Origin of the sequence: Paenibacillus sp. FSL P4-0081, assembly GCF_000758565.1 — a bacterium.
In the GTDB taxonomy this organism is placed as follows: domain Bacteria; phylum Bacillota; class Bacilli; order Paenibacillales; family Paenibacillaceae; genus Paenibacillus_AQ; species Paenibacillus_AQ phytohabitans.
This window is the reverse complement of record NZ_CP009280.1, coordinates 2,336,418-2,352,738: the sequence shown is the minus strand read 5'-3', so window position 1 is coordinate 2,352,738 and position 16,321 is coordinate 2,336,418. Positions and strand designations below refer to the sequence as shown.

Genomic DNA, 16,321 nt, shown 5'->3' with positions numbered 1-16,321 from the left:
GTTTCCCGTTTCACAAAATTTTATACCTGAAACCGGATAATAGCGGTCCCATGCGGCTTATAACAGAGGTTATTTATTGGTAATTATACGTACTATTAACAGCTTGTGTATGCTTTAGATTACGCGTCCCGCAATTTCCTGTCCAAGCGAATCGATGACTTCCTGCAGCGGTTTGGCGCCGATGTCGCCTTCTCCGCGTTTGCGGATCGACACGCTGCCGGCATTCATTTCATTCTCGCCTACCACGAACATATATGGAAGTTTCTCCAGCTGTGCTTCACGGATTTTGTAACCCATTTTCTCATTGCGCAAATCGACTTCGGCGCGGATGCCGCTGCGCAGCAGCTTGGCAGCCACTTCCTTCGCATATTCATCAAAGGCCGAGGATACCGGAATAATCTTCACCTGCTGCGGCGACAGCCACAGCGGCAGTGATCCGGCAAAGTTCTCCAGCAGGAACGCTACGAAACGTTCCATTGTTCCTAGAATCCCGCGGTGAAGGACAACCGGACGGTGCTTCTGTCCGTCATCACCGACATATTCCAGCTCAAAGCGTTCAGGCAGCAGGAAGTCGATCTGTACAGTCGACAGTGTTTCTTCCTTGCCCAATACTGTTTTGATCTGAACATCCAGCTTCGGACCATAGAAGGCAGCTTCGCCTTCGGCTTCGTAGAACGGCAGGCCGGCTTCTTCGACAACCTCACGCAGCATGCGCTGTGCAGTCTCCCACATTTCATCATTGGCATAATACTTCTCTGTATCCTTAGGGTCCCGGTAAGAGAGGCGGAAGCGGTAATCTTCAATCCCAAAGTCGCTATATACCTGCTTGATCAGCTCCAGCACGCGGATGAACTCGCCTTTGATCTGGTCCAGACGGCAGAAGATATGGGAGTCATTCAGCGTCATCGAACGGACACGGTGCAGGCCTGTCAGGGCTCCCGACATTTCATATCGGTGCTGGATACCCAGCTCGGCAATACGGATCGGCAGATCGCGGTAGCTGTGCATCGAGCTCTTATAGATCATCATGTGATGCGGGCAGTTCATTGGACGGAGCACGAACTCCTCATTATCGATCGTCATCTTAGGGAACATGTCTTCCTGGTAGTGTTCCCAGTGTCCAGAAGTCTTGTACAGCTCTACATTACCCAGTACAGGAGTGTAGACATGCTGGTAACCAAGGCTGGCTTCCAGATCTACAATATAACGCTCCAGAATGCTGCGCAGCTTGGCGCCCTTAGGCAGCCAGATCGGCAGGCCTTGTCCAACCAGCTGGTTGAAGGTGAAGATTTCCAGTTCCTTGCCCAGTTTACGGTGATCGCGTTTCTTCGCTTCCTCCAGCAGGCGCAGATGCTCGTCAAGCTGAGCCTTCTTGATCCAGGCTGTTCCGTATACGCGCTGCAGCATCTTGTTCTTGCTGTCTCCGCGCCAGTAGGCACCGGCTACGTTCATCAGCTTGAACACTTTGATCTTCGCAGTGGACGGCAAATGCGGACCACGGCAGAGGTCGAAGAATTCGCCCTGTTCATAGATTGTAATCACACTGTCTTCCGGCAGCGCCTGGATCAGCTCCAGCTTGTAAGGATCAGCCAGCTCACCGAATCTGTCCAGTGCTTCCTGACGGCTTACCTCATGGCGGACAATCGGCAGGTTCTCTGAAACGATACGTTCCATTTCCTTCTCAATCTTCAGCAGATCCTCCGGATTAAGCGGATGCTCCAGATCCATATCATAATAGAAGCCGTCTTCAATGACCGGACCTACTCCGAGCTTAACTTCCATAGTCCCGAACAGACGTCTTACCGCCTGGGCCATAAGGTGAGCTGTACTGTGACGCATCACTTCCAGGCCTTCCGGGGAATCCAGGGTAACGATTTCTACAAGATCGCCTTCCTGCAGCTGAGTGGACAGATCCACGACGATTCCGTTGATTTTACCTGCTGCGGCATTCTTGCGCAGTCCGCTGCTGATCGAGGCTGCTACATCATCAATGCTGCTGCCATCGGCATATTCCCGGACCGAACCGTCCGGAAGTTTGATATTTACTGACATTTTTCTTCCTCCTAAAAGTTAGCTTCTGCACACAAAAAACACCCGTCCCGCAAAGGGACGAGTGATTGCACCCGTGGTTCCACCCAAATTCGATACCATTATGCAAAAGCTGCTGCAGAGCAGCGGCATTGCAGAATAGAATCCTTCGTCAGCATGGAGATAACGGCCATGAACCGGCGGTTCTTACTATCCTGCGTAATGATGTCCGCAAACGGACATCCCAGGAATTCATAACCGCAGCTACAAAGGGGTAAATCAAAAGCCGGTACCGGAGGAAATTGCAGCCTGGGGTTTCCTCTCTCTGAAGCGGTCCTGAACATCGATTCATATCTTTGTCGAAGCTGATAACGTGAATTAGGGTAATTATAAATCTCAGCTTATCTTCCGTCAAGTGGAACCGGCATGTCATACAAGTCTGAAGCGCCGCCGCCCCAGGCTGTTCATTCTTCTTCCCGGCGTTTCTTACCCGGCAAGCGGCCTGCGCGCTTCAAAGACTCACGCAGCAAGTATTCGATATGTCCGTTTACGCTGCGAAATTCTTCTCCCGCCCAACGTTCCAGCGCTTCGTGCAGTTCGGGATCGATCCGCAGCGGAAAGCTTTTTTTGGCCGCCATAATATTACCGCCTTAGTACAACGAGCCGGCGTTAATGACCGGGCTCGCACCGCGCTCCGACACAATCGCCACCATCAGATTGTTGATCATCGCCGCCTTGCGTTCTTCGTCCAGTTCAACTACACCGCTCTCTTTGAGTTGGCGGATCGCCAGATCCACCATGCCGACAGCACCTTCCACGATGATCTGGCGTGCAGACAGAATGGCCGAAGCCTGCTGGCGCTGCAGCATCGTACTGGCAATCTCTGTGGAATAGGCCAGATGGGTCAGGCGGGCTTCAATCACTTCTACACCGGATAAGGACAGACGCTCCTGCAGCTCCACCGCCAGTTCTTTGGCAATCTCATCGGCATTGGCCCGCAGGGACATGCCGGTCTCATTGAAGTTATCGTAAGGGTATTTGCTTGCCACATGACGCAGCGCCGTTTCACTCTGAATTTCCACAAACGCCATATACTTATCTACATCAAACAGCGCTTTGGCCGAATTAATGACCTTGAATACAATCACCGCAGCAATCTCAATCGGATTACCTTCCACATCATTGACCTTCAGCTTCACGCTGTTGAAGTTGCGGACCCGCAGCGATACGGTCTTGCGGATGCTGAACGGAATGACAGCGAACAACCCGCTGGTTGCAATCGTACCGACATATTGGCCAAAGAAGGTCACGACCACTGACTTGTTCGGCTGAACGACGGTAATACTCGTACATAGAATACCGGCTGCAACAAACAGGATGACAGGCAATGCCACGTATTCCTGCACGGCACCGTAAATCCCGCCCCCGATACAAATGGCAATTAGAGCCACAACCCAGAATCCGCTGACAGGATGCAATGTTTTCTCTTTCATAAAGATGCCTCCATTAGATATGTATTTGATATAATTATGATATCACTTTTGGATACAACTGTAAACTGATATTGTAAAAAAATCACTGCCTCTTTACCGTTATTCTTTTATAATTTGTCTGACATTACGAATGTTACGAAGATAAGAATGGACCAAATCACAATGAACAAAGGAAGTGTAACTCATGAGTGTTAAGGATCAAGTACTGGAAATCATTAAAGCTTCAGCAGCTCCTGTAACTGCAGGTGAAGTTGAAAAGCTGTCGGGACTGGAACGCAAAGCGGTCGACAAGGCCTTCACCGAGCTCAAAAAAGAAAATGCGATCGTCTCCCCTATCCGCTGCAAATGGGAAGCTGCAGTGAAATAACGGGACGTATTATGGTCTGGGCTGGACAAGCCTGAGCATCCTCGCAAACGGAAAGGCCCGCGCACAATGTGCACGGGCCTTTTGCCTTATTCAATTGTATTCATATAGAAATCAGGAAGCTTTGTTCTCCAGCATCCGGTAGATAATGACCGCTGCCTGGGCGCGGTTCGCGATACTCTTAGGCGCGAATTTCTGCGCGTCTACACCGTTGACAATCCCCAGCTGGGTCAGCTGTGCTACAGGCTGCTGCGCATAAGCTGCAATCTTGGCCTTGTCAGCAAACTTATTCAGAGCAGCAGGATCAACCGGCTGCAGCTGATCCTTGAGGGCATTAGCGATCATAATCGCCATTTCCTCACGGGTGATCTCACGGCCCGGCTCGAATTTACCGTTGCCTGAACCTCTCACCAAACCGGCGTTTACGGCAGCAGCGATCGTATCTGTATACCAGACACCTTGTTTCACATCAGTGAAAGTAGTTGCTGATGCAGTATTGCTCAAGTTAAGTGAACGAACGAGCATAGTTACGAATTCAGCACGGGTTACACTCTTCACGGGTGCGAAGTTCGTGCCGTCGATGCCTTTTACAATACCTTTAGCCGCCAGTGCATTAATAGCTTCTGCAGCCCACGCTACCTTACCCAAATCCTTGAATGCAGTAACAGGAACGGCCGGGCTCTGTGTTGGAGCTGTGGTTGCAGCCGGAGCCGGAGTAGCTGATGCGGCTGGACTAGGAGAAGCTGATGGTGAAGCAGTCGGTTTAGGTGTCGCCGTTGCTACAGGCCCTGTGCCAGTACCAGGATTAGTACCCGGGTTAGTGCCTGGATCTGTTTCTGGAGCAGCTTTGTTGGTAATCCGTCCTTCAATTGCAGCAGTAATAGCTCCGCCATTGAATTTCTTCACAATATAATCATAGAATACATCCAGATCGATTGGTCCGGCCAGCGATTTACTTGCCTGGGTCAATACCTTATAGTTGTCTCCGCCTGCAGCCATGAAGTTATTGACGACAGCTGTGTAGCTCTTGGACATTTCAATCGGTGTTCCATCAATTTTGGTCAGGTTAGCCACACGGCTGGCAACCGGCAGATACATATTGGCCGTATATTTCAGGCCGGAAATTTGCAGTGTCTTGATGTCTGCTGTTCCATCAGCCTTAACTGCCCATTGCTGCTGCAGCAAGGTTTTGATCTGTTCACCGGTAAGCGTCAGCTTCACCAGCGTATTGCCGAAGGGCTGGATTTTGGCCAGATCACCGAAAAGAACATTCCCCTTAGGAAGATCGGCACGGATACCGCCCGGATTCATAAATGCAAAGTCAGCAGGACCAGCAGCACCGTCTTTGAAATCAGCCTGACGCATAGCATCCGCAATCAGGTTGCCCAGGGGAGCTTCCTTCAGATATACATCTGTACGGGTAACTGTGCCATCTGTAGTCCCTACAGGCTTAGCCAGCTCAGGATGCAGAGCCAGATAATGATCAACCAGTGCTTTGGTTTCAGCATCCGGCGTCACATTCTCCTGGAAGGTAGTAATTACTTCAGCAGATTTGCTCTTAACCTCTCCGGTCTCCGGATCGATAGCCAGGCGGATGTCTTCATAGGCAGTACCGTAAGAGTAGGCCTGAACAACCAGTTTGCCGTTCACCATATCATTAGCGTAGGCATGATTGTCACCAGCCACAATAACATCTACCGGAGAATTAGCCGGGAGGGCATTCGCCAAATCTACAGCCTCACCTGTGGATACATTTTTCTTCGTTGCAGCATCAACCTTCGTGGTTGCCGGATCATGGGCAAGCACGATAATCGTGTTGACCCCTTTACCTTTGAGCTCTGCAGCATACTTTTCGATGGCAGCTACTTCTTCCTCAGCACTCAGGAATTTCACACCGGCTGTACCGGCTGGGGATACCTTACTTGGTGTTGCCTTGGTTACTACGCCGATAAACCCGATTTTTACACCACCGATTTCTTTAATCGTGTAAGGCTTGATCAACGGCTCTCCAGTCTTCATGTCGATCGCATTGGCATTAATGTAATCGAAATTCACAGGTGCATGGACAATGCTCGGGTTAACCGGGTCCGCACCGCCGAAAATTTGTGCCTTCAATGCTTCAACACCCTGGTCGAATTCGTGGTTACCCAAGGTTCCCACATCGATTTTCATCATGTTCATCCATTCAAGGGTCGGCTTGTCACGCTCCATGGAAGATACCGGAGCCGAAGCACCGACGGAGTCCCCGTTGTGGACTAGCAGGGTGTTATCGTATTTGGCACGGGCATTCTTCAGGTAGGTTGCCAGAATCGCCGCAGTTCCTACAGGCTTGCTCTCAGTACCCACAGTTACAAAGGATGTCGTATCCAATTGTCCATGAAGGTCATTGATGCCGAGCAGATGGACTTTGACGCTTCCGCTCAGGTCGAGATTGTAAATCTCGTCACCCCGGAGATTCTGGGTTCCGGTATCGGTAATATTATCATGTTTAGGAAGTGCATTCTTAGCCTTAGGTGAAGAAGTAAAGGTAACCTTAACATCGCCTTTGACCGGAGCGATCGACCAGTTATTATCGGCCGGCTGGTTAACGTTTCCTGCTTCCTTGATGTAATCCATCAGAATCTGACGATTCTCTTCCAGGGTATCCAGCACCATCGTAAGACCGGCAGCACCGGTTTTGACACCCGGGAAATTCCCGCCGCCGCTTGCCCGGTAATTGTTAGTCACTACGATGAAGTCCTGATTCATATCCAGCGGCTTGTCATCGTAGGTAATGGAGGTAACCCGCTCAGAAGTGAGGTCATTCACCGTGCCGTCAGGCTTGTATCTTGCATTTTTGGTGACATCAATCGTGTATTTAATCCCGTCGATAACATCGAAATTAAATACGGAGAATGCGGAGTTCAGCAGCGGCTGCTCCGTAGTCACTGCTGGGTCAATACGGTTATAGGCACCAGCGCTCATTTCAACCCATTCTTTTACAGTCTCACCCTTGACCTTAATGGCCTTAAGCGTGTTGTCATAGAGATACAGGTCGCTTGCGCTGCGGATGGTCAGATCTCCCGCTTCGATTTCTGTATACTCATCCGGGTTATTGCGTCCGGCCTTGAAGGGTGCGCCAACGCTCAGGATGGGCATTCCCTGGTAAGCTGCCAGGTTAGGATCACTGTTGATCAGCTTCTCGACATAGTTTTTCTGGGCATAGGTTACGATCTGAACCGTCGGATCATCCTGCACCATAGCGAAAAAGCTGTTCATCGGTACATCCGTGCGTCCAAGGGGTTGATTGACATAAGCAATCGTAGCCTGGTGATCAGCGGCAACCACTGCATCCAGCTCAGCATCCGGCTCTACGTTTGCAATATTAACCTTGTTCTCCGTTCTGTAGATTGAACGGGTGGATGAAACCGAAGCGCTCTTGTCCACCATAAAGTGTCCGCTCCGCTGTGGGTCCGGAACGATTGCCAGGTCGATCAGACCCAGATTGGCGCCGCCGAATCCCGCCTGAACGGCTGGAACATTGTTGATCTGGCCTTTGGCATTATCGATGCCGGGCAGTACAGCTTTACCCGTAGAATCCTTGAAGGATGCGTCCAGCGCTTCCACAGTCGCAGCCGGGAATACCTTATGGGTATGCGAGAACGTAATCGCATCAATCCCCGGCACGAGACTTAGTGATTTGATGTCATTTTCAGATTTGGTTCCGGGTACTGCATTATTATCATATCCGGTATGCGCCATCGCAACGATAATATCCGCACCGTCTTCCTTCATCTGAGGAATGAATTTAGCAGCCGTTTCGGCGATGTCCTTAGTAATGACTTTACCATCGAGGTTGACCTTGTCCCAATCCATAATCTGCGGAGTAACGAGACCAATCAGGCCCACCTTAACATGTTGTGTAGCTCCGTTGCTGTCGGTAACTGCCTTGTCGATTATTTTATAAGGAGTGAAATAGTTCGGGTTATTGGAATCATCCTCGTCCCCGTCTACGGCATACACATTCGCATTAATAAAAGGAATATCTGTATACTCATATGTGGCTGAAGTCGCAGATGTAATGCTCTCCAGATAAGGAAGTCCATAATTGAATTCGTGGTTGCCGAGTGTCGCAGCATCATAGTTCATGGTATTCAAAGCTGCAATCATCGGATTGATCTGTGTAGTCCTGCCGTCTGCATCAACCTGCTTCGAAGCGTACGTACCCAGCGGTGTACCCTGAATCAAATCTCCGTTGTCGAGCAAAAGGTTATTAACACCCTTCTCCTCGGCTCTGGCCTGCTTCACCAGCGTAGCCGTCCGGTCCAGTCCAACCGTCAGAGACGGTTGGTTCTTAAAGTAATCCCAGCCCATCACATTGGTATGCACATCTGTAGTACTCATCAGCCGCAGGTTGATTGCGCCTGACGCAGGTTCAGCTGCTGCCTTCCCGGCTCCCAGTACTGAACCGGCAACGACTCCGCCCAGCACCTGCGCTGTAATCACAGCGGTAGCCAATATTGAAGCAATAGGCTTATTCCAACGTTTTTGTACCATAGAATCTTATACCCTCCCAGTTAATCTCTTTAAATTGACCGTCAAAGCGTAACATATCAACTTATTCCTATCTATCAAACTGGGTTAACTAGAATTGTGAATTGTGTAAAATGTAAAAAAGGATATGTTGCATTCATATTTTTATAAGGAGAGGGTTGACTATGGACGAGGGAAAGAACACACATGAAGAATTATTCTGGATCAAAGACGAGAACCGGAGCACTAACCGGAAAGATATCCGCTGGTTTGAGGAAATGCTCACCTTTGATACTTTACGGGAAGCGGAAGAATGGGTTATGAGTGATGCCTATAATAAAATTGGCGGAGACCAGTTTGACGGCTATTGGACTGGTGATCCTAAGCTGGCGTTTGCGCTGGTCTATAACCTGACACGCCTGAAGACTCTGGGCCACGCTTCTTTTAATGATATCTATGCTGATGAAGAGAACCGGGAAGGTCAAACTATATTTAAGGTCTGGGTGAGTTGATGGGGGCTGGTGCCACTACCGGAAAAGCTGAGCGAAGGCTCGCACGTGGCTCAATGAGCATAATGTATGCGAAATTTCGAATACAATTGGCTTCCACGTAGCTAAATGAGCCTGATGTATGCGTAAAACCGAATACAATGGGCTCTCACGTAGCTCAATGAGCAGAATGTATGCGAAAAACCGAATACAATTGGCTTCCACGTAGCTAAATGAGCAGAATGTATGCGAAAATTCGAATACAATTGGCTCGCCCGTAGCTGATGCTAGCGGTGCCGGTGGAATAGATGGAAAAAAGACATTGATAAACAGCCCTCTTACACATCTAAAATGTGCTGAAGGGCTATCTTTCGCTTTTACTAAATCTCAAATACTATCTCGTCGCCTGTCTCGCTCTTCTTGAAAGGGTTGATGTATTGTGTGAACCTCAATTGCAATCCTGAAGCATCGTCAGGTAATGGCGGGGAGACAACGTATTTATAGGCAGCATGATCAGATCTGCTCCCCCCACTAATCATCCGGGAGTCATATTGTTCGCTAATGTATAGCTCATAGTGGCTATGTTGATGAGATTTGGATTCAATCTCCGGCTCATTGTCCCAATCTATACTAAGTGTTAGTACACTTGCATTTGTGTATTGCCGTATAGAAGTTAGAGTATAGAACCGCTCCCCTATCACGACTGACTTCAGGATTGCAATGTGTTGTCTAAATCCCGCTGGTTCAATTAATGGTTTATATTGTTTTTCATTCATCATACTTCCAAATAACGACTTTAAGAAATCCTCATAGAGTCCATAAGTCTCTGACCATTTAGAAATATACTCAAACGGAGGATAACCTGGATTATTACCAGAGATTTCCTTCCTTCGCTTTATCAAAGAACAAATTTCTTTATCGATATCGGTAATTCCTTCATCATAGTGATCTGTTGGGCGTTCAAATGATATCCGTTTCATCTTCAGCCTCCCATGAGCTTATTTAAGTGATTTCACATTCAAATATTAACATATAATTGATTGTATGGATAATCGAACCTTTTCCAGACGACAAAGAACGCATATTCAATTGAACAAATGTTGTAGTTAAAATAATAAAAATAAACGGGTAAAAACTACATAAAGTGTAGTTTTTACCCGTTTTCTCACCTTAGTAGGGTAACAACACATCAGGTGTTGTTCTACCCTCTAGTTTTGCATGATGAAGTCATTGTCAATCTTAGCATTGGCGTCCTCGAACGTCCGCAGGATGTCATAACGCGTGTTGCGCTGCGCCGGAATCTTGCCTGCTTCGCGGATCAGCTGGGTAATGGACTCGATGTTGACCTTGTAGGTTGCGCCCGCCGAGGAAACTACGTTCTCCTCGATCATCGTACTGCCGAAGTCATTACAGCCGTATTGCAGGGAAAGCTTACCGACCTCAGGGCCCATCGTGACCCAGGAGGACTGGAAGTTCTTGATATTATCCAACACCAGACGGCTGATTGCCACGGTCTTGAGGTATTCTTCCGGTGTCTGCCGGTCCAGCTTGAGGTTCGTATTATCCGGCTGGAAGGTCCAGGAGATGAAGGCCAGGAATCCTTCGGAGTCATATTTGTTCGCTATGCACTCGTCCTGGGCTTCACGGACACGCAGCAGATGCAGCGCCCGCTCTTCCATACTCTCACCCAGACCGATCACCATCGTGGCTGTCGTGTTCATGCCGATCCGGTGCGCGGTCTGCATGACATCCATCCACTCCCGCCAGGAGCCTTTGAGCCGGCTGATCTTGCGGCGCGTGCGGTCATCGAGAATCTCCGCTCCCCCGCCGGGCAGGGAATCCAGGCCTGCGGCATGAATCTCACGCATGACCTGCTCCAGCGGCAGTCCGGAGACCTCGACCATCTTCATGATCTCTGCCGGTGAGAAGGAATGCATGGTGATCTCCGGGAACCGCTGCTTAATTCCGCGCAGGATGTCCGTGTAATAGCTGAACGGCAGATTCGGGTTCGTTCCGCCCTGCATCAGAATTTCAGTCCCGTTCACGCTGATCGTCTCGGCAATCTTCTGATAGATAGTTTCATCGGGAAGCACATAACCTTCCTCCGAACCCGGTCTGCGGTAGAAGGCGCAGAAGCGGCAATAGACATCACATACATTGGTGTAGTTAATATTACGGCCGATTACAAATGTAGCCAGCGGGTCCGGGTGCCAGCGCTTCATAATAATATCCGCAGCCGCGCCCATTTTCTCAATTTCATTGCTTTCGAACAGCGTGATTGTGTCTTCTAATTGAAGACGTTCACCTTTAAGTGTCTTATCCAGAATAAGATCAATTGCACTCAACGTTCGCAGCCTCCTCTTAATCCTATGAAGTATAGTAGATGAATTTAATTTAAAAAATAAACAAACTCGTTCCCCCATCGTATCACAATCGGATGAGCTTGAAAAATCTTTCGCCAAATAAAACAGCAGCACCCGTTGGCGCTGCTGTTCAATGTATACAGTGATTCTATCTGGCTGCTAAGGTTCCAAGATGCCTATTCCAGCTCGGTGCGCGCGGCCTCCAGTGCCTGCGTAAGATCAGCGATCAGATCGTCCACATGCTCGATGCCGACCGAGAAACGCAGCAGCCGGTCATCTACGCCAACCGCATCCCGGATTTCCGCCGGAATATCGGCGTGAGTCTGTACCGCCGGATAGGTCATGAGCGATTCCACACCGCCAAGACTCTCAGCGAATGCAATCAGGCGGATATGGCGGAGCAGCGGCTCCACGTATCTGGCATCCTTCACCTTGAAGGAGAAAATCCCGGTGTTGCCGGAGGACTGGCGCTTCTGGATTTCGTATCCCGGATGATCCGGCAGACCCGGATGGAAGACTTCGGCTATGGCCGGATGCTCCAGCAGATAACGGGCGATAGCCAGCGCATTACTCTCATGCCTCTCCATGCGCAAGGCAAGTGTTTTCATCCCCTTCATCAGCTGGTAGCTGTCGTTTGGTGCAAGGACAGCGCCCAGTGAATTATGCAGAATCGCCATTTCTGCAGACAATTCAGCGCCTTTGGTCACAATAAGTCCGGCAAGGACATCGTTATGTCCGCCCAGATATTTGGTCGCGCTGTGAACGATGATATCTGCTCCAAGCTCAATAGGGCGCTGGAAGAACGGGGTCAGCAGCGTATTGTCGACAATCGTGAGCAGCCCGTGGCGGCGGGCCCATGTACATACCGCTTCGATATCCGTAATCATCATCAGCGGATTGGTTGGTGTCTCAATGAATACACCCTTGGTGCCCGGCTGGCGCGCAGCTTCCAGAGCATCCAGATCATTCGTATCCACATAGGAGGCGCTGATGCCGTATTTGGACAGAATCCGTTCCAGCAGACGGTACGTTCCGCCGTACAGGTCGAGCGAGACAACGAGATGATCACCTTGTCCAAACAAAGCAAACACAGTAGTCAGTGCAGCCATACCCGAGGCGCAGGCGAAGCCGGCATCTCCAGACTCCAGTACCGCTGCCGCATCTTCGAGCACAGAGCGGGTAGGATTTTTGGTGCGGATGTAATCAAAGCCCGTGCTCTGTCCGAGTCTCGGGTGACGGAATGCCGTCGCGTTGTACACCGGATAATTAATCGCCCCTGTCGCGGGGTCCTCCATCGAACCAATCTGTGCCAGTCTGCTCTCAATTTTCAGTTTCTCGTCCATTTCCATTGCCTCCTAAAAGTTTTGTGCGTGTAACCATTGCTTCTATATATAAATAATTTTTTTAAATAAACGCTCCGATATCGTAGGGTGTCTCCTGGTATACATAGTAATTGAGCCAATTAGCGAATAATAAGTTAGCATGGGCGCGCCAGACGGCCGGCGGTGTACGGGTGGGATCATCTTTTGGATAATAGTGCTTCGGAATCTCAATATCCATGCCCTTGGCGATATCGCGGTCATACTCCCATTTCAGGGAGAACGGATCATATTCTGAATGTCCGGTTACAAAAATCTGCTTGCCGTCATGCGCAGAAACCAGGTACACACCGGCTTCCTCTGATTCCGCCAGAATCTGCAGATCCGGATTATTCTCTATATCTTCACGGGAGACGTCGGTGTGACGGGAATGCGGCACATGGAATACTTCGTCGAAGCCCCGCAGCAGTTTCACATTATTATGGCTCAGCGTATGCGGAAACACTCCAAAGCATTTATCCGGCAGACTCACCTTACGCACGCCGAAGTGGTGGTACAGTCCTGCCTGCGCGGCCCAACAGATATGCATGGTCGAGGTTACGTTCTGCTTGCTCCATTCAAAAATCACTTTCAGCTCTTCCCAGTAGTTGACATCCTCGAACTCCATTTGTTCCACCGGAGCCCCGGTGATGATCAAGCCGTCAAAGCGGCGGTCACTGATTTCATCAAAGGTTTTGTAAAAGCTCTTTAAGTGCTCTGCCGAAGTATTCTTCGAGGTATGGGAGCTGGGATGCAGCAGAACAACGTCCACCTGAAGCGGTGAGTTCCCGATAAGGCGCAGCAGCTGCGTTTCCGTGGTTTCTTTGGTCGGCATCAGATTCAGGATGGCGATCCGCAAAGGACGGATATCCTGATGAAAGGCATGGCTTTCATCCATTACAAAAATATTCTCACCGGATAATACTTCTTTGGCCGGAAGACTGTCGGGAATTTTAATAGGCATTGCTGTTTCCACTCCTTAACTGAAATTAGGTTCCGCTTGGCGGTTAAATCTGATGTAAAACAACGAAAAAAGACCTTTCTCGGGCGAGAAAGGTCATATATCTGCAGTCATATGCGCCTCTCTCATCTGCCAGAGAACTTCCGCCGGACGAATAACGTCCTGCAAAGCTTCCGCAAGAATTAGCACCGTGCGTTCACACGCCGGTTGCCGGGTTTCATCGGGCTAGTCCCTCCACCTGCTCTTGATAAGATTTAGCTGTATTCAGTTGGGGTTATTCCAAAGCATCCGCGGATACTTTTCTTAAAATTCACTTTAAATCATGAACCTCCTTTTCGTCAAGTCCATACAATGCTTAAGGGGCCTGGAGAATGAAAAGAATTTCTCTTGAAAGAGCCATACCCCGGCGTTATACTAGACAAGTGTTTCAACCATAAACGGCGAAAAGAAGAGGTGAGAGAAGAATGGAAGGCGACCCGGGCTCGCGAATAAGCGTGCAGAAAGAACAACCACACAGGATTAACATCAGCTTGCCGGCGGCGGGGGCAGTTCTTCTTCATGCTCTCGGACCGTCTTTTGGCCTTCATCCATGATTGTACCACCGGCCAAGCTGATTTTTTCTCTGTGCTTTAATTAGCATATCCCTGGAGAAGACCAGGGACAGAAGGAGTGAATCAGATGAAAATCCGGCTGGTGAACGCAGGGGTTTTTACGACTATTGACAATATTGAGGATACACTTACCGCACCCGCTGAGGGTTTCTACTGGATTGATGCAGATGCCCAGGATCTTGTTGAGCTTCAGCCTTTGTACAATCTGCATGATCTGGCTGTCGAGGACTGTCTCAGTGAAGAGGATCAGCGCCCGAAGCTGGAGATCTATGAGAGCCATTATTTCATCGTAGTCAACAGCATCCGGTTTGATGACGAGGAAATCTTCCTCCGCGCGCTCAACGTATTCCTGGGCAGACACTTCATCATTACCGTTACGAAGCAGAAGATCCATGAGCTGCGCGTCCTGAAGCCCGTCCTGTGGGAGCAGGAGGTCAGTGAACCGGACCGTTTCCTGTACCTGTTAATCGACCTTGTGGTTGACAACTTCTTCTCGGTCGGTGACCGGATTGAAGCGCGGATCGAGAAGCTGGAAGAGGATATCCTCATGCACACCAAGAAATCACATCTCAGCGAGATCATCGGTCTGCGCAGTGAGATTCTCTGGCTGAAGAAGATGCTCGGCCCGCAGAAGGAAGTTATCAACACGCTCAACAAAAAAGACCTCCGCCTGATCGACGATCAGCTGCAGAAGTATTTCAGCGATATTTATGAAAATGCGGTCAAGATCTCTGAAACCTTTGAAACGTACCGCGATCTCATGGGCAACTTACGTGAAGCTTATCAGTCCAGTATTGCTAACCGCGCCAATGAAATCATGAGAGTATTTACGGCAATTACTACGATATTCATGCCGCTGACCGTTATTACCGGTATCTACGGTATGAACTTTGACAATATTCCCGAGACCCATTCCCAGTACGGCTATTATGGAGTCATCGCCGTCATGGTGACGCTCGGCTGCGGAATGCTGGTGATCTTCCGCAAGAAGGATTGGCTATGAAACTAAACGGACGAATACGCAGGACGAAGGCACCGGATACCTCTTGGTATAGGGAAGCCTTCGTCTTTTTGGTATATGGCGGCCACAAAACTACATGTGTCCGGCTGCGCCGGTATCCATGCCGGCAAACAACCGCTCCGTATCCTCGCGCTTGCAGAGCTGACGCTCCGGATTCATGACAGCTGCAGCTCCGGAGGCGATGCCGAACTGAACGGCTCTGCGCAGCGGCCAGCCCCGTTCCAGACTGTACACGAGTCCCGCAACCAGACTGTCGCCAGCGCCTACTACACTGAGTACAGGAACTTCAGGTGCCAGCAGATGCTCGCAGCCGTCTTTGGTAATCAGCAGCGCCCCGTCCCCGCCCAGTGAGACTACCACTACTTCCGTCCGGCCTTCTTCAATCAGCTGCAGTGCGGCTGCCTTCACTTCCTCATCACCGGTTATTGCATGCCCTACCAATTCTTCCAGCTCACGCGCGTTCGGCTTCAGCAGATATACACCGGCATCAGCCGCAAGCTGCAGCGCTTCGCCGGAAGTATCGATAATAACCCTGGCCTTCCAGGGCTTCGCAGCTTCAATGACACGCGCATAGAAATCAGCGGGACAGCCCGGGGGCAGACTGCCGCTGGCTACAAGATAAGCAGGTTTATCCGGCAGCGCCGTTAATTGCTCAAGACACTCCTTCCAGTCGCCTTCGATGAACCGCGGGCCCGGCATGTCGAACCGGAACTGCTGCCCGGTGGATTCCTCCACGACAATCAGATTCTCCCGGGTCTGCCCGCTGATCGGAATCTCCTGATGCCTTACGCCCTCCTGTTCCAGCATATGGTGCAGCAGTTGACCATGAAGTCCGCCTGAGGCATACAGTGCCAGCGAATCCCCTCCCAATCTATGGATCGCCCGCGATACATTCACACCGCCGCCTCCCGGTTTATACGAGGCTTCACGGCAGCGCAGCTTATGATCGGGAACAACCTTACTTATACCCGTACTGGCATCAACGCTAGGATTAACCGTCAACGTTACTATCATATGTCCCACTCCTTTTTAACTGCATACAAGTATAGTACCGCTAATCGCCCCTTTCTCCTAATAATTTGCAGGCACTGCCGGCCGCAGATAAAACCCTAAAGCGCACTT

General features: G+C 50.0%; 12 protein-coding genes and 1 riboswitch. Of the genes, 3 read left to right on the top strand and 9 right to left on the bottom strand.

What is annotated here, in order from left to right:
* Nucleotides 1-114 precede the first annotated feature (114 nt).
* From thrS to P40081_RS09940, 3 genes are all read right to left on the bottom strand, one after another.
* Nucleotides 115-2,052, bottom strand: a complete 1,938-nt coding sequence (gene thrS, locus P40081_RS09955) for a threonine--tRNA ligase (protein WP_042135157.1) — start codon at nt 2,050-2,052, stop codon at nt 115-117.
* Nucleotides 2,053-2,492: 440 nt separating this feature from the next.
* Nucleotides 2,493-2,666 carry a type II toxin-antitoxin system antitoxin gene (locus tag P40081_RS37385; protein ID WP_039303331.1) on the bottom strand — a complete coding sequence of 58 codons (174 nt, stop codon included), beginning with the start codon at nt 2,664-2,666 and terminating at the stop codon, nt 2,493-2,495.
* Between the two features lie 12 nt (nt 2,667-2,678).
* Nucleotides 2,679-3,521: an SPFH domain-containing protein gene (locus tag P40081_RS09940; protein WP_042135152.1), complete on the bottom strand. Its 843-nt coding sequence runs from the start codon at nt 3,519-3,521 to the stop codon at nt 2,679-2,681.
* Nucleotides 3,522-3,705: 184 nt separating this feature from the next.
* On the opposite strand from P40081_RS09940, the gene P40081_RS09935 reads away from it, so the two are divergent.
* Complete coding sequence (locus P40081_RS09935) at nt 3,706-3,888, top strand: hypothetical protein (protein ID WP_039303325.1); 183 nt, start codon at nt 3,706-3,708, stop codon at nt 3,886-3,888.
* A 111-nt stretch (nt 3,889-3,999) separates the two neighbouring features.
* Here P40081_RS09935 and P40081_RS09930 read toward each other — a convergent pair whose 3' ends face one another.
* Entirely contained in the window at nt 4,000-8,421 is a 4,422-nt protein-coding gene (locus tag P40081_RS09930; RefSeq protein WP_042135148.1) for a bifunctional 2',3'-cyclic-nucleotide 2'-phosphodiesterase/3'-nucleotidase, read from the bottom strand.
* Between the two features lie 161 nt (nt 8,422-8,582).
* Here P40081_RS09930 and P40081_RS09925 point away from each other — a divergent pair, with 161 nt between their 5' ends.
* The gene (locus P40081_RS09925; protein WP_081969898.1) at nt 8,583-8,909 is read left to right on the top strand and encodes a hypothetical protein; all 327 of its coding nucleotides are present in this window, start codon (nt 8,583-8,585) and stop codon (nt 8,907-8,909) included.
* Nucleotides 8,910-9,265: 356 nt separating this feature from the next.
* Here P40081_RS09925 and P40081_RS09920 read toward each other — a convergent pair whose 3' ends face one another.
* The 4 genes from P40081_RS09920 to metA all read right to left on the bottom strand — a co-directional run bounded on the left by P40081_RS09920 (nt 9,266) and on the right by metA (nt 13,570).
* The gene (locus P40081_RS09920; protein WP_042135146.1) at nt 9,266-9,865 is read right to left on the bottom strand and encodes a hypothetical protein; all 600 of its coding nucleotides are present in this window, start codon (nt 9,863-9,865) and stop codon (nt 9,266-9,268) included.
* Between the two features lie 228 nt (nt 9,866-10,093).
* Nucleotides 10,094-11,230, bottom strand: a complete 1,137-nt coding sequence (mqnC, locus tag P40081_RS09915; RefSeq protein ID WP_042135145.1) for a cyclic dehypoxanthinyl futalosine synthase — start codon at nt 11,228-11,230, stop codon at nt 10,094-10,096.
* A 194-nt stretch (nt 11,231-11,424) separates the two neighbouring features.
* On the bottom strand, nt 11,425-12,591 hold the full coding sequence (locus P40081_RS09910; RefSeq protein ID WP_042135140.1) for an aminotransferase class I/II-fold pyridoxal phosphate-dependent enzyme: 1,167 nt from the start codon (nt 12,589-12,591) through the stop codon (nt 11,425-11,427).
* 61 nt (nt 12,592-12,652) lie between these two features.
* A complete protein-coding gene (metA, locus tag P40081_RS09905; protein ID WP_042135138.1) occupies nt 12,653-13,570 on the bottom strand; it encodes a homoserine O-acetyltransferase MetA in 918 nt (305 codons plus the stop codon).
* Nucleotides 13,571-13,689: 119 nt separating this feature from the next.
* A riboswitch (SAM riboswitch) is annotated at nt 13,690-13,821 on the bottom strand.
* A gap of 424 nt (nt 13,822-14,245) precedes the next feature.
* Here metA and corA point away from each other — a divergent pair.
* A complete protein-coding gene (gene corA / locus P40081_RS09900; RefSeq protein ID WP_042135136.1) occupies nt 14,246-15,181 on the top strand; it encodes a magnesium/cobalt transporter CorA in 936 nt (311 codons plus the stop codon).
* Nucleotides 15,182-15,271: 90 nt separating this feature from the next.
* Here corA and P40081_RS09895 read toward each other — a convergent pair whose 3' ends face one another.
* Nucleotides 15,272-16,213, bottom strand: a complete 942-nt coding sequence (locus P40081_RS09895) for a 1-phosphofructokinase family hexose kinase (protein WP_042135134.1) — start codon at nt 16,211-16,213, stop codon at nt 15,272-15,274.
* Nucleotides 16,214-16,321: the final 108 nt, after the last annotated feature.

Excerpts from the sequence above, each read along its gene's own strand:
- thrS (WP_042135157.1), bottom strand. The coding sequence starts at position 2,052 with ATGTCAGTAAATATCAAACTTCCGGACGGTTCGGTCCGGGAATATGCC.
- corA (WP_042135136.1), top strand. The coding sequence starts at position 14,246 with ATGAAAATCCGGCTGGTGAACGCAGGGGTTTTTACGACTATTGACAAT.
- metA (WP_042135138.1), bottom strand. The coding sequence starts at position 13,570 with ATGCCTATTAAAATTCCCGACAGTCTTCCGGCCAAAGAAGTATTATCC.
- P40081_RS09940 (WP_042135152.1), bottom strand. The coding sequence starts at position 3,521 with ATGAAAGAGAAAACATTGCATCCTGTCAGCGGATTCTGGGTTGTGGCT.
- P40081_RS09920 (WP_042135146.1), bottom strand. The coding sequence starts at position 9,865 with ATGAAACGGATATCATTTGAACGCCCAACAGATCACTATGATGAAGGA.
- P40081_RS09910 (WP_042135140.1), bottom strand. The coding sequence starts at position 12,591 with ATGGACGAGAAACTGAAAATTGAGAGCAGACTGGCACAGATTGGTTCG.
- P40081_RS09935 (WP_039303325.1), top strand. The coding sequence starts at position 3,706 with ATGAGTGTTAAGGATCAAGTACTGGAAATCATTAAAGCTTCAGCAGCT.
- P40081_RS37385 (WP_039303331.1), bottom strand. The coding sequence starts at position 2,666 with ATGGCGGCCAAAAAAAGCTTTCCGCTGCGGATCGATCCCGAACTGCAC.
- P40081_RS09925 (WP_081969898.1), top strand. The coding sequence starts at position 8,583 with ATGGACGAGGGAAAGAACACACATGAAGAATTATTCTGGATCAAAGAC.
- P40081_RS09930 (WP_042135148.1), bottom strand. The coding sequence starts at position 8,421 with ATGGTACAAAAACGTTGGAATAAGCCTATTGCTTCAATATTGGCTACC.
- P40081_RS09895 (WP_042135134.1), bottom strand. The coding sequence starts at position 16,213 with ATGATAGTAACGTTGACGGTTAATCCTAGCGTTGATGCCAGTACGGGT.